We start from the raw sequence: 12,761 nt of genomic DNA, 5'->3' as shown, positions 1-12,761 counted from the left end.
TCAGAACAAAATAGCAGCTGCGCCGGGTAATTCCAAAGGATTTCGAGATCTGTAATGACGGACCTACATGCTACCGATCTCCAGTACCAATAGAATAGTTTTCCGGAACCGTAGTGTCTTTTATCTTACCTGCCCGCCTGCTGGAATCCAGGTAATCCATTACCCAGGAGGCTGTTAAGCCGTGCAGCATGATAGAGACCATCACAATGAAGCCCACCACCGACCACAGCTGCTCACCATCAGCGAAGCCCACCTGCTCCAGAGCAAAAGCAAGGTAAAAGAACGAGCCGATGCCCCGTATACCGAAGAAACTAATGGAAAGCCTTTCGCGCCACGAGCAGTTTTTTATACCTATAAGGCCCAGCAGTGCCGTAACAGGCCGGATAAAGAACAGGAAGCCCAAGCCCACCAACATGCCCTTCCAGGTCAGGTGGTCCAGCAGGCCGGTGACCAGGCTGCCGCCAAACACGATCAGCAACGTGACCATGATGATGCGCTCGATCTGGTTCACGAAGTCATGCATTTCGGTGTGGTAATCGTTCTCTTCCTCGAAGCTGCTCAGCGTGAGGCCTGTTACAAACACCGCGATGAAGCCATACCCATGAAACAGCTCCGTCACGCTATAAGACACCAGCGTGGCCGACAATGCCAGGAAACCGTCGCGGGCCTTCGGGAAGCGCGTTTTTGCAGGCAGGTTAAAAACCAGGTACCCGAGCGCTAGCCCGATAAACGCCCCGCTAGCTACACCCACAATGATACGGTATAGCAAATCGCGGATTAGCCAGTCGCTGAACCAGCTGCTGTCAGTGTTTGCGGCTACAGTAAGCACTACTGCCAGCCAGGTAAAAGGAAAAGCAGTACCATCATTCAGGCCCGCCTCGGCGGTCAGGGAGAACCGTACGTCATCCTCCTCCTTTTCGTGTGGGGGCCCCACCTGCACCTGCTCTGCCAGCACCGGGTCGGTAGGGGCCAATGCGGCGCCCAACAACACCCCTCCGGCCAACGTCATGCCCAGCACCTGCCAGCCTAGCACCGCCATTATCCCGATGCAGAGCAGCATGGTAATGCTCACCAGCCGAAGCGGGATCTGCCAATTCCGCCAACTGATCTTCCGCCGCAGTTTCAGGCCTGTGCCCATCAGCGAGATGATCACACTCAGCTCCGTCAGGCGCACCACGTAGGTTTCCTGCCACAAGGGGTCCGGGTAAGGCAGGCCCAATGGCAGCAGGTAGATCATCATCCCTAACAGCAGAAACACGATGGGGTATGAGATAAATGTTCTTTCCATCAGGGTCGGCACCCACGCCATCGAGAGCGCCGCAAACCCGATCACGGCCATAGCCACTATATAATCATTCATTCTTTGTTTCCTTGGTAAAGCCAAAGCGCCTTTGCTTTAGCGAATTGGCACGCTGTTCTCCTTGCTTGAAGTAGGCATAACTACGCAATCCGGGCTTTGTTGGCTACCTTTGCGTGTTGCAACACATTAAATCAAGTACAATTGGAAATACTGGAGACTTATATTGTAGCGTTCAGCAACGCCGCCTGGGGGATGCCCCTGTTGCTGCTGCTGATGGGGGGCGGGTTCTTTTTCATGTTCTATTCCGGCTTTCTGCCCTTCCGGCACTTGGGGCACTCCATCAACGTGCTGCGCGGCAAGTACGACGACCCCAACGACCCCGGCGACATCAACCATTTTGAGGCCCTCTCCAGTGCCCTGGCAGCTACCGTGGGTATGGGCAACATCAGCGGTGTGGCCGTGGCCATTTCCATGGGCGGGCCGGGTGTGTTGTTCTGGATGTGGGTGAGCGCCTTCGTGGGTATGGCCACCAAGTTCTTCACCTGCTCCCTGGCCATCATGTACCGGGGCCGCGACAGCAACGGGCACCCGCAGGGCGGACCAATGTACGTGGTGACCGAAGGCCTGGGCCAAAAGTGGAAACCGCTGGCGGTGCTGTTTGCCATTGCCGGGTTGTTCGGTACGCTGCCCATCTTCCAGGCCAACCAACTGACACAGGTGCTCATGGAAGTCGTGCTGGTACCGAACGGCTTAGTTACTACCAATCCTCTCTGGACGAGCCTGCTAGTGGGCACAATACTGGTCATCGTCACTTCCCTGGTTATCTTTGGGGGAATTGAGCGCATCGGGCAAGTCGCAGGCAAGCTGGTGCCGGGCATGGTGGTGCTCTACATGCTGGCGGTGGTCTACATCATGGCCGTAAACTACACTGGCATACCCGCGGCCTTCGCGCTGATCTTCAAAGATGCTTTCACGGCGGATGCGGTGTTGGGCGGTGCCTTGGGTGCTATTATCATTGCGGGTGCGCGTCGGGCGGCCTTCTCCAACGAGGCGGGCATAGGCACGGCCTCGATGATGCACGGTGCTGCCAAAACCGACGAGCCGATCCGGGAAGGGCTGGTGGCGATGCTCGGCCCGCTTATCGACACGATTGTGGTATGTACGCTCACCGGCCTGGCCATCATCATAACGGGTGCCTGGCAAACCTCCGATGGTAATGGCGTGACCATGACAGCCACGGCCTTCGACCGTGCCATGCCGGGCGTGGGCAGCTACATTTTGGTGGTATGCGTGCTCATCTTTGCTTTTACCTCGCTCTTCTCCTACTCTTACTATGGCACTAAGTGCTTCAGCTTCCTGTTCGGGGCGAAGCACAAGCATTACTACAACTACTTTTATGTGGCGACCATCGTCTTCGGCTCCGTGGCCACCATCACGGCCGTCATCAGCCTGATTGATGGCATGTATGCGCTGATGGCTATCCCGACCATGGTATCGGCCTTGCTGCTTTCACCACGGGTGATGGCCGCGGCGCGTGATTACTTTCAGCGGATGAAGGAGTTGAAGAAAGAGAAGGTGCAGGTATAAGGCTAACAGTAGCGGCACTATTCATCTTTCAAGTCCAGCATGATTTCCTGGTTCACCTTGATAGTGGAGCGCATGGGCCGGTCCAGGTCAATGATAATAAAGACCACGAGTACAATCAGGAACACAAACACTGTGGTGGGCACGCGTGAGCGGTTTTTGCTGAGTCCTTTGGCATACCCCATCAAGGCCCCCGCCGCAATAAACACCAGGAAAAGGAGGACGAAGATCACCTCAGGCACATACCGCTGCTGAACGGCGTTGCGCCTGCCCTGCGCGTCTATCATGTTGTTCAGGGCCGTCACGAAGAGGCCTGTGGTGACGGGCCGCGGATCGACTTCTACGGCGCTGCTTGCCACAGCCCAAAGGGCGTCCTGCAAGTGCTCTGTGCGTTGGTTCAGGTCGCGCCGGGCGTCCCGCTGCGTCAGGTCCACATCGATCATCTCCAGGCGCACGTCTACGTACTGCTGCAGCAGCATGCGTGCCGTTTTTTGGTGGGAGTCCGGAAGGAGCGATGACCGCAGCAAGGCCGTTCCGATGGCATTGGACTCGGCAATGAGAGCCTCGGTGCGGTTGTCGAACCGGTGCACGGCCATGCTGAACGAGAAGCCCAGCAGCAGCGCCAGCAACCCAAACACACCGCCCAGCACCGTGGTTGTCTGTGTTTTGATGTCTTCGCCGCCCTGCCGCTTGTAGCGCTCGCCAAAGAAATTGCCCAGCTCCTTGGCCAGCAAAATCAATATAAACAGCACGGTAACAATTATCCCGCTGCTAAGGTCATACATAAGCACACCTCCCTTTCTATCGTGTTGGTTTCTCTCCCCCGTCTGCCTTTAAACTGTTAATTTATCCGGTTAGGCCTGTTTGTGGCCTTTGTAAAGCAGATGCTATACAAGCCCACTGATTCCACAACAGAACCCTATCCAATTCGTACTCAATATTATACCAACAGGTTTCTATCCGGAGCCTGTGCCGCCCCTTCACTCGCAGCCCAGATTGCACCTCTCCCGGCAACGGCACCCTAACTAACGTAATGCAGCAAACTTAACAACAGACCGATGACAGCAGAACTAGCAAACCGTGTAGACACTCTGGCCGCTTACGCCAACAAGAAAGGCGTTTCGTGGCAGGACGATGCCAAGCAGTTACCCCCAGGGGATCATGTGGCTGTACTTGGCTTATTGGCAGACCGGCTGGGCATTCCGCTTCCGGCTGCGCTTGACGAGCAGGTGACGGAAGAAGACCTGGAGAAACTAAGCGGAAAGGAGGAGGACTAATGGCAGAGGTTTCAGATTTTGACATTGCGGCAGGGTCCACCTTCCTTTTTGGGTCACGGCCCCTCAACACCACTTTTTTCGCCGGAGGGCGCAATCGGGACAAACGCATTTACATCCAGATTTCAGGGCTTGGCGGCTATAGTGCCGGGCGAAGCGCCATTCGCATGCGGGCCACTATCAACGGCACCACAGTGGGCTCTTTTTACTTCCGCCGCTGGACAGACCACTCCTTCATCGTGTTCGACCATACCTTCCTGGACTTCTCGTCCAACATCCTGAACAGCTTCGGCCCCAACACGCTGCACATAGAGCCCCATTATGTAGGTAGCGCAGACTACTGCTGGGTAGGACCCGTGGTGGTGCATTTCCGGCAAAACACCTAAACTTTGGACTGCGTCGACCGCCGTGGCAGAAGCGCCTCTGGCATCGGTACCGCTCTCCCGGCCCTTTCAGGGCTTACGGGCAGGCATAGGCGCGCCAAGTAACTATACAGCGCCTACAGCGTTTAAAATGCCATACTTTTTTTCAATAAAAATCTGACTATGAAAGCAGTATAAGTAAAATCTGCGGGAGGACCGTTTGAAGTAGTAGACAAGCCCGTGCCAAGCCCAGCCGACAATGAGGTGCTGATCAGGGTGCAGGCGTGTGGCATTTGCCACAGCGACGCGATAGTAAAAGACGGCTCCTTTCCCGGAATCGAATACCCCCGTGTGCCCGGCCACGAGATTGTGGGCATTGTGGAAAAAGTAGGGGCTAACGTAACGAAGTGGAAAGTAAACCAGCGTGTGGGCGTGGGCTGGCACGGCGGCCATTGTTTTGAATGCGAGCAGTGCCGCAGAGGTGACTTTGTGCTCTGCGAACGCGGCAAGGTATGCGGTATATCCTACGACGGTGGCTACGCCGAATACATGGTTGCGCCACACGAGGCCGTCGCTTCCATCCCCGAAGATTTATCCTCTGCCGAGGCTGCCCCGCTTTTGTGTGCGGGCATCACGGTGTTTAACTCCCTGCGCAATTCGGGCGTAAAGCCGGGCTCGCTGGTAGCCGTGCAGGGTATAGGCGGACTCGGACACTTAGCCGTTCAGTATGCCAAAAAGATGGGCTTCCGGACGGTTGCCATTTCCGGCACAAACAGTAAGCGCGACCTGGCTCTGGAGTTAGGTGCAGATGAGTTCTTAAACGAACAGGACCATAACGTGGTGGAAGAGTTGCAAAAGATGGGAGGCGCCGACATTATTATGGCCACAGCCCCTAACAGCGATGCTATTAGCTCGCTGATAAATGGCCTGGCTAGCAACGGGAAAATAATGGTGCTTGCCGCCACTATGGACCCTATAAAGGTAGCCCCCATGCAATTGATTATGGGCCGAAAATCCATTTCCGGTTGGCCTAGCGGCACTGCCAAAGACTCTGAAGACACCTTGCAGTTCAGCGCCCGAACCAACACGGTTCCGATGATCGAAACTTATCCGCTGGAAAAAGCCGAGGAGGCCTACGAGCAAATGATAACGAATAAGGCACGCTTTAGGGTGGTGCTGACGATGGAATAACCTTTGTCTATAAAAAGTAAAAGCGGCAGCCTATAACCAGGCTGCCGCTTTTACTTTAGGTCAATTCTAATTATTTCACCACTACGCCTTCCAGGCACTCGTGCAGGATTTCGGAGAAGCGGTATACCTCCTCGAAGCTGTTGTAGAGTGGCGTTGGGGCTACCCGGATTACGTTTGGCTCGCGGTAATCCACAATGATGCCTGCCTCCATCAGCTTGTCGAACAGCAGGCGCGAATTCTGCTTCACAAGCAGGGAAATCTGGCTTCCACGGGCCTGCGGATCGCGCGGCGTGATTATTTCCAGCACATCCTCGCCTACCTCCACATCGTCGATCAGGTACTCCAGGTAGCCGGTCAGTTTTTCGCTTTTGGCACGCAGGGCCTCCATGCCTCCAGCCTGCTCCACCAACTCCAGCGCCGCGCGGTGCACCGACATCGTCAGGATCTGGCCATTGCTGACCTGCCAGCCTGCGGCTCCTTCCATCGGCTTAAAGCCTTTCTGCATCTTAAAACGCTCTTGGGCATTGTGGCCCCACCAGCCGGCAAAACGCGGCAGCGACTCATCGTTGGCAAAGCGCTCGTGCACATACACACCAGAGGTGCCACCAGGGCCGGAATTCAGGTATTTATAGGTACACCACACGGCAAAGTCCACGTCCCAGTCGTGCAGGTGCAGCGGAATGTTACCGGCTGCATGCGCCAGGTCGAAACCCACTAATGCACCTGCCGCATGGCCCGCCTTTGTAATGGCCGCCATGTCGAACACCTGCCCGGTGTAGTAGTTTATACCTCCCATCATCACCAGGGCCAGCTCCTCGCCGTGCTCCTGTATGCTGGCCAAAATATCCTCGGTGCGAAGCGTGCGCTCTCCCTCACGCGGGAACAACTCAATCACCGCCTCATCCGGATTATACCCATGAAACTTGGTTTGTGTCTCCAGCGCATACTGGTCGGATGGAAACGCTCCCCCTTCGGTAATGATCTTGAAACGCTTGCCTTCTGGTCTGTAAAACGACACCAGCATGAGGTGCAGGTTTACGGTCAGCTGGTTCATAATCACGACTTCTTTCTCTTTGGCACCCACCACGCGGGCTGCGCCCAGAGCCAGTAGCTCGTGGTAGTTATACCAGGGCTCCTCGCCCTTAAAGTGACCTTCCACGGCAAAATTGGCCCATTTATACATCTCGTTGTCGATGTACATTTGCGCCGATTTTGGCTGCAGGCCCAAGGAATTGCCACAAAGGTAAATGGCGTCCTGTTTGTTTACCTGCGGATAGTGGAATCGCTCCCGGAAGTGATATAGCGGGTCGTTTTGATCTTGCTCCTGCGCATAAGCCAGGGTATTCTGGTAGTTCATGTTCGTGCGAGTAGTAGTGTGTATGTAGAAGCTAATTCCCGTAGCTTTTGTTTTCTGAATGCTGCTAAGATAAGAATTTGCCTGCGGAGTTGCGAGTGTCTGTAACGGGTTGTCTGTTTGCACTGATTCTGCTTTCCCGGGTCCAACCACCCCCTGCCCCTCAGAGCTACGCTCGTTAGTTTCGAACTCGCGTTCTCACTAATCCAAGGAGGGGAGTCTGTTGTTGCTAAGGCAAACCATAACTTCTATAGCTGCCAGTTTGAAAGAAGGGCTGCTCAACAGTATATAATTTATACTCCCTCTCCTGTTTTTAGGAGAGGGCTGGGGAGAGGTAAAACTCCCCGCCTGGGGGTAGGGGCCCTCTAAAGACAAGGAGGGGGCAGGGGGTGGTTGGAATTTTACGCTGACAAAAGCTATACCCGCTGTTTTACACCTCCTGCACCTTTCACAAACTGCTCTTTCTTGAGGTTGAGCCATTCCAGCGCGGTGCCGTGCAGCATGCGGTCTTTGGTAGCTTGGTCGTAAGGCATGGATTCGATGAGTTTGCCGGGTTCCAGTTCGCCGAGCGGGAAGGGATAATCGGTGCCGAGAGCGATGCAGTTGGCTCCTACCAGGTTGACAAGGTACTCTAGCATCAGCGGGTCGTGCACCAGCGAGTCGAAGTAAAATTTGCCCAGGTACTCGCGCGGGTGCACATTGTTATCGACAGCGCACAGGTCGGGGCGCACCTCAAAGCCATGAGAAATACGGCCAATGGTAGCCGGAAAAGAGCCGCCGCCATGCGCAAAGGCCACCCGCAGGTTAGGCAAGCGCTCAAATACGCCTCCGAAGATCATAGAGCAGATAGCCATACTTGTTTCGGCGGGCATGCCCACTAGCCACGGCATCCAGTACTTGCTCATTTTCTTTTTGCCATACATGTCCCAGGGGTGTACAAACACAGCAGCGCCTAACTCTGCTGCCGCCTCAAACACCGGAAACAGAAACTGTGAATCCAGGTTATGCTCGTTGATGTGCGTGCCAATCTGGATGCCCGCCATACCCAGCTCCTTCACGCAGCGCTCCAGTTCTTTAACGGCCAGGTCGGGGTCCTGCATCGGCAGTGTGCCCAGGCCCACAAAGCGATCGGGGTAGTCGGCCACTACGCCTGCTATGTGGTCGTTGAGCATCCGGGAAAGGTCGTGGGTGTGCTCTGCCTTTGCCCAGTAGTTAAACATGACCGGCACCGTGCTAAGCACCTGTACCCCTACCCCATGCTGACTGCACTCGTGCATGCGCGCCTCTGGGTCCCAGCAGTTGTCCTGTATCTCCCGAAAGAACTTGTCGTCCATCATCATGCGGGCGCAGCAGGGTTTGTGGTGCTCTAGCCGCACAAAGCCGCCATAACCATATCGCTCCCGCAGGTCTGGCCAGGTGCGCGGCAGAATATGCGTGTGGATATCGACCTTAAAAAGGTCGGGGGCTGCAAGAATAGAAGACTGCGGCTTGTTCTCGGGCATATAAAAAGATAGCATGAAGTTGGCCCAGTTGCCGGCAGTTCGGCAAAGGGCAATCCATCAATATACAGTTTTTTTCTTTTTTACGTACGATTCGCAGCAAAAGCTTGGGCTTGTAGTAGTGCGCCTTTTAAAGCTATTGTCGGGCACTTATCCGCCAGATGGTATTGCTCGTATCGTCGGCCACGAGCATGCTGCCATCGGGCAAAACAGCAATGCCTACCGGACGTCCATATACCTTATCGCCACCGGCGTAAAAGCCTGTCAGGAAATCCTCGGGTGGACCGGCTGGCTTCCCATTCCGGAAAGGCACGAACACCACTTTATACCCCACCAACTCCGACCGCCGCCAGGAGCCATGCTGCCCTATAAATGCGCCGTTCTGATATTTCTTTGGGAAGGCAGATTGATCGTAAAAAGCCAGGCCGAGCGAGGCGGTATGCGCACCTAGCGGCACATCGGGCACAATGGACTTGGCAACCATGTCGGGGTGCTTGCCGAACCATTTCGGGTCTTCGTGCTGCCCAAAGTACGCGTAGGGCCAACCGTAGAAGCCACCCTCCTGCACGCTGGTCAGATAGTCGGGCACCAGTTCGTCGCCCAGGTCATCGCGTTCGTTCACGGAGGTCCAAAGAGTATGGGTGCCGGGTGCCCAGCCCATCCCCACGGGGTTGCGCAGGCCGCTGGCGTACACGCGCTCGCTGGTTCCGTCGGGGTTTACCTCCAGGATATTGGCGCGTCGGGTTTCGTGTTCCATACCATGCTCCCCGTGGTCGCTTGCCGAGCCAACGGCGATGTATAACTTTGAGCCATCGGCATTGGCGATGATGTTTCGGGTCCAGTGGTTATTATACCCCCCGGCAGGCAGGTCCAGTATCTTCTCTCCTTTTGCAGCAATCTTGGTTTGCCCCATTTGGTAAGGATAGCGCCACACGCCGTCGGTATTGGCCACGTAAAAGTGCTCGCCCAGCACCAGCATACCCAAAGGCTGATTCAGTCCGCTCAGGAAGGTCTCCTGTACATCGGAGTGGCCATCGTGGTCTGTGTCCCGGAACAGGGTAATGCGGTTAGCACTGTTGCCCAAGGCCATGGACTTGGTGATACCGATGAGCTTTGCGCCCAACTCTTTCCAGAAGCCAACTTCGGTGCTTGCCTCGGCCACCAGCACATCGCCGTTCGGGGCCACATAGATCCAGCGTGGGTTTTTCAGGCCATCGGCGAATTTGGTTACCTTAAAGCCAGCAGGTGCCTGCGGTGTCCGGCCATCTTTCCAACCGATCACGTTACTGAAATTCCGGCCCGACTCAGTGGCATGGGGCGCTGGCAAGGTCACCCGGAGGCCGGCTGGCGTTTCCACGGTGTCGGGTTGCTGCTGCACCACCGGTTGTTTGGTGTTGCAGCCTCCCAATAAGGAGGCCGCTGTTATAAGGGAAAGGGTATAAAGGCTGATTTTGATCATCGGTTTGCGTTTGCCCCTACTTACGGAATCAGGCAGCAAGGTGACGGGTTTCGTGCTTTTCCATCTAGCGCCAGCCAACCTCTTACATTTTTTTGTTCTCCCGGTCGAGCTTTTTCAATGTGTTTATACCTCCCGCAGGTTGGCGTAGATGTCCACATCAATAAACTTCCCGTTTTTGATCTCGCATTGCCGCATGGTGCCCTCATACCGGAAATTCACTTTCTCCAGTGCCCGTTTACATTTCAGGTTATTGTGCTCCACAAAACCTTCTATCCTGTTCAGCCCCAGTTTCTCGAAGCCCAGTTCAAATAACTTGGGCATCACCTCCTTTAAAATGCCCTGTCCCCAGAATGCCGGCAGCAGCCAGAAACCGATCTCGGCCTTGCGGTGCGTTTTGTCGAGGCCGTTATACCCTCCGGCTCCGCAAAAGGTGTCCGTATCTTTGGTATAGATACCCCACCACAGGCCGGTGCCGTTCTTTTTGAGGTCGGCATACCAATCCATTTGCTCCTGGGTGGCCTCCCGGGTCGGAAAGTGCACGGCATAGTACTGCGTAACCTTGGGGTCGGACAGGCCCTGAAAAATATGCTCCTTGTCCTGCTGGTCTATTTCTTTAAGTATAAATCGTTCTGTTGTGAGCCGTGCCATACGGTGTGGGTGTTTTTGTGAAAGTAAGAAGCACCCTTGCAGCACAATGTGTCCTGCAAGGGTGCCCCTGATGGTATAATTATTTGTTACTTGGCTTCGGCAGGCGGGGCAGGTGGCTGCATTACCTCGCCGCAATTGCTGCAGGTGCGCCGTTCCTCGTTTTTCCAGAAGTTATCCATAATCACGGGTAACTGCCCCACAATGTCGGTTACGTCGGCATACTCCTCGTACAGTTTGTTGCCGCAGTTCTCGCAGAACCACATAAAGCCGTCTTTCTCACCGGCCTTACGGTAGCGCTCCAGCACCAAGCCCACTGTGTTGGCCGGGCGGCGCGGGGAGTGCGGCACACGGGGCGGCAGCAAAAATATCTCGCCTTCTTTTATCGGGATATCCACCGGCTTGCCGTCTTCAATGATCTTCAGCACGATATCGCCTTCCAACTGGTAGAAGAACTCCTCTCCTTCGTCGTAATGGTAATCCTTTCGGGCATTCGGGCCGCCTACCACCATCACAATAAAATCGTCGTTGCCTTTAAATACCTGCTGGTTGCCAACGGGAGGCTTCAGCAGGTGGCGGTGCTCGTCTATCCAGGCTTTAAAGTTGAAAGGTCTTGTGATCGCCATAGTCGTATTTTGTTAGATTGATACAGGGAAGTTACGTAAAAGCAGCCACAAATGGTAGCTGCCCTAGGGGCACAGCGACAAGTTCGGATATGTTCAGGGTGTTTTCGTATATTGGGTTTATGAACTTAGACCTGAAAAACAAACGCGCCCTAGTATGCGGCAGCACGCAGGGAATCGGCAAAGCTATTGCATTAGAACTGGCGGCCCTCGGTGCCAGCGTAACGCTGATAGCCCGCAACGAAGGGAAACTAAAGGAAACGCTCACCGAACTCGCCCAAATTGACGGGCAGCAGCACGATTATATAGTGGCTGATTTCGCAAACCCCGAAGAAGTACAGAAGCAAATTCAGCAGTATGTGCAGCGGCAGGACGAAATCCACATTCTCATCAACAATACAGGAGGCCCTGCTGGCGGCCCTATTACCGAGGCGAAGCCGGAGGAGTTTCTAAAGGCGTTCAACATGCACCTCATCAACAACCACCAACTCGTGCAGGCCGTGTTGCCCCTCATGAAAAAAGCCGGTTACGGACGCATTATCAACATCATCAGCACCTCCGTGAAAGAACCGATTGCAGGATTGGGCGTGTCGAACACCACACGCGGAGCGGTGGCCAGTTGGGCAAAGACTATGGCCAACGAGTTAGGGCAGTTTGGTATCACCGTCAACAACGTGCTGCCCGGCTCCACCAAAACCAGCCGCATCTACGACATTGTGGAAAGCCGGGCCGCCAAAGCCGGAAAAAGCAAAGAGGAGGTGCAGCGGCAAATGGAAGCCGCCATACCTGCCCGCCGCTTCGCTGAGCCGGAAGAGGTAGCCGCCGCCGCCGCTTTCCTGGCTACACCCGCCGCCGCTTACATCAATGGCGTCAGTTTAGCTGTGGATGGTGGCAGAACGGGGAGTATCTAGCTTTTTGTGGGGTATAGCAATCCAACCAACGCCAGCTCCCTCCTTGTCTTTAGAGGGCCCCTACCCCCAGGCGGGGAGTTTTACCTCTCCCCAACCCTCTCCTAAAAACAGGAGAGGGAGTATAAATTATGAACTGTTGAGCAGCTCTACTTTCAGATTGGCAGCAGCTATGAAATATTTGATTTGCCTTAGCAATAACAGACTCCCCTCCTTGTCCAAGGCTAATCTTGTAGGGAAAAAAGGAAGGAAATCGGGGTGGAATTGTTTCGGTTGAAACAATTGGCTTATGTGGGCATCAGCAGAGTTTGGGGTAAGGTTTGACGGGATTCATGGCCGGAACGTAAGTAGTTTAGTAAGGGCGGCGGAAGTGGTGTCTGCTACGATAGGCTCTTCTTTCTCCAAAGCCCTGGGCAATACGTTTCGCCAGGCAGTGGCCGCCATATTTGCAAAGAAAGCAATGGATACAGACAAGATGTTGGCGGGCCATACCCGGGCCACAGTGGCCCGCTGCGCCGCAGCAAGCGGCGATGTGGTGGTGGTAAGCCAGGACTCCACCTAC

Annotated in this window: 13 protein-coding genes; 6 read left to right on the top strand and 7 right to left on the bottom strand. The window is 54.9% G+C overall.

What is annotated here, in order from left to right; genetic code table 11:
* Window positions 1–70: 70 nt before the first annotated feature.
* Window positions 71–1,360, bottom strand: coding sequence for a cation:proton antiporter (locus tag ACXYMU_RS15925; RefSeq protein WP_458987408.1), 1,290 nt, complete (start codon window positions 1,358–1,360; stop codon window positions 71–73).
* A 150-nt stretch (window positions 1,361–1,510) separates the two neighbouring features.
* Here ACXYMU_RS15925 and ACXYMU_RS15920 point away from each other — a divergent pair, with 150 nt between their 5' ends.
* On the top strand, window positions 1,511–2,887 hold the full coding sequence (locus ACXYMU_RS15920; RefSeq protein WP_458987510.1) for an alanine/glycine:cation symporter family protein: 1,377 nt from the start codon (window positions 1,511–1,513) through the stop codon (window positions 2,885–2,887).
* A 17-nt stretch (window positions 2,888–2,904) separates the two neighbouring features.
* On the opposite strand, the gene ACXYMU_RS15915 is transcribed toward ACXYMU_RS15920, so the two are convergent.
* On the bottom strand, window positions 2,905–3,669 hold the full coding sequence (locus tag ACXYMU_RS15915; RefSeq protein ID WP_458987407.1) for a bestrophin-like domain: 765 nt from the start codon (window positions 3,667–3,669) through the stop codon (window positions 2,905–2,907).
* 273 nt (window positions 3,670–3,942) lie between these two features.
* Here ACXYMU_RS15915 and ACXYMU_RS15910 point away from each other — a divergent pair, with 273 nt between their 5' ends.
* The 3 genes from ACXYMU_RS15910 to ACXYMU_RS15900 all read left to right on the top strand — a co-directional run bounded on the left by ACXYMU_RS15910 (window position 3,943) and on the right by ACXYMU_RS15900 (window position 5,711).
* On the top strand, window positions 3,943–4,161 hold the full coding sequence (locus tag ACXYMU_RS15910) for a hypothetical protein (protein WP_458987406.1): 219 nt from the start codon (window positions 3,943–3,945) through the stop codon (window positions 4,159–4,161).
* Window positions 4,161–4,544, top strand: coding sequence for a hypothetical protein (locus tag ACXYMU_RS15905; protein ID WP_458987405.1), 384 nt, complete (start codon window positions 4,161–4,163; stop codon window positions 4,542–4,544). Before ACXYMU_RS15910 ends, ACXYMU_RS15905 begins: the two co-directional genes overlap by 1 nt.
* A gap of 216 nt (window positions 4,545–4,760) precedes the next feature.
* Window positions 4,761–5,711 (top strand): alcohol dehydrogenase, encoded by a 951-nt coding sequence (locus ACXYMU_RS15900; RefSeq protein WP_458987404.1) that lies wholly within the window; start codon window positions 4,761–4,763, stop codon window positions 5,709–5,711.
* Between the two features lie 70 nt (window positions 5,712–5,781).
* On the opposite strand, the gene kynU is transcribed toward ACXYMU_RS15900, so the two are convergent.
* The 5 genes from kynU to ACXYMU_RS15875 all read right to left on the bottom strand — a co-directional run bounded on the left by kynU (window position 5,782) and on the right by ACXYMU_RS15875 (window position 11,294).
* Window positions 5,782–7,068: a kynureninase gene (gene kynU / locus ACXYMU_RS15895; RefSeq protein WP_458987403.1), complete on the bottom strand. Its 1,287-nt coding sequence runs from the start codon at window positions 7,066–7,068 to the stop codon at window positions 5,782–5,784.
* A 413-nt stretch (window positions 7,069–7,481) separates the two neighbouring features.
* On the bottom strand, window positions 7,482–8,567 hold the full coding sequence (locus ACXYMU_RS15890; RefSeq protein WP_458987402.1) for an amidohydrolase family protein: 1,086 nt from the start codon (window positions 8,565–8,567) through the stop codon (window positions 7,482–7,484).
* A 133-nt stretch (window positions 8,568–8,700) separates the two neighbouring features.
* Window positions 8,701–10,023 (bottom strand): PQQ-dependent sugar dehydrogenase, encoded by a 1,323-nt coding sequence (locus ACXYMU_RS15885; RefSeq protein WP_458987401.1) that lies wholly within the window; start codon window positions 10,021–10,023, stop codon window positions 8,701–8,703.
* 123 nt (window positions 10,024–10,146) lie between these two features.
* Window positions 10,147–10,671: a GNAT family N-acetyltransferase gene (locus ACXYMU_RS15880; protein WP_458987400.1), complete on the bottom strand. Its 525-nt coding sequence runs from the start codon at window positions 10,669–10,671 to the stop codon at window positions 10,147–10,149.
* A gap of 86 nt (window positions 10,672–10,757) precedes the next feature.
* Window positions 10,758–11,294, bottom strand: a complete 537-nt coding sequence (locus ACXYMU_RS15875; protein WP_458987399.1) for a 3-hydroxyanthranilate 3,4-dioxygenase — start codon at window positions 11,292–11,294, stop codon at window positions 10,758–10,760.
* Window positions 11,295–11,413: 119 nt separating this feature from the next.
* Between ACXYMU_RS15875 and ACXYMU_RS15870 the strand changes: the two genes are divergently transcribed.
* Both ACXYMU_RS15870 and ACXYMU_RS15865 read left to right on the top strand, forming a co-directional pair.
* Window positions 11,414–12,202 (top strand): SDR family oxidoreductase, encoded by a 789-nt coding sequence (locus tag ACXYMU_RS15870; protein ID WP_458987398.1) that lies wholly within the window; start codon window positions 11,414–11,416, stop codon window positions 12,200–12,202.
* A 286-nt stretch (window positions 12,203–12,488) separates the two neighbouring features.
* A partial coding sequence (locus tag ACXYMU_RS15865; RefSeq protein ID WP_458985221.1) for a hypothetical protein occupies window positions 12,489–12,761 on the top strand: 273 nt, incomplete at its 3' end.

The organism is Pontibacter sp. CAU 1760, assembly GCF_054482735.1.
The sequence above is the reverse complement of the archived record's forward strand: the minus strand, read 5'-3'. Positions and strand labels throughout refer to the sequence as shown.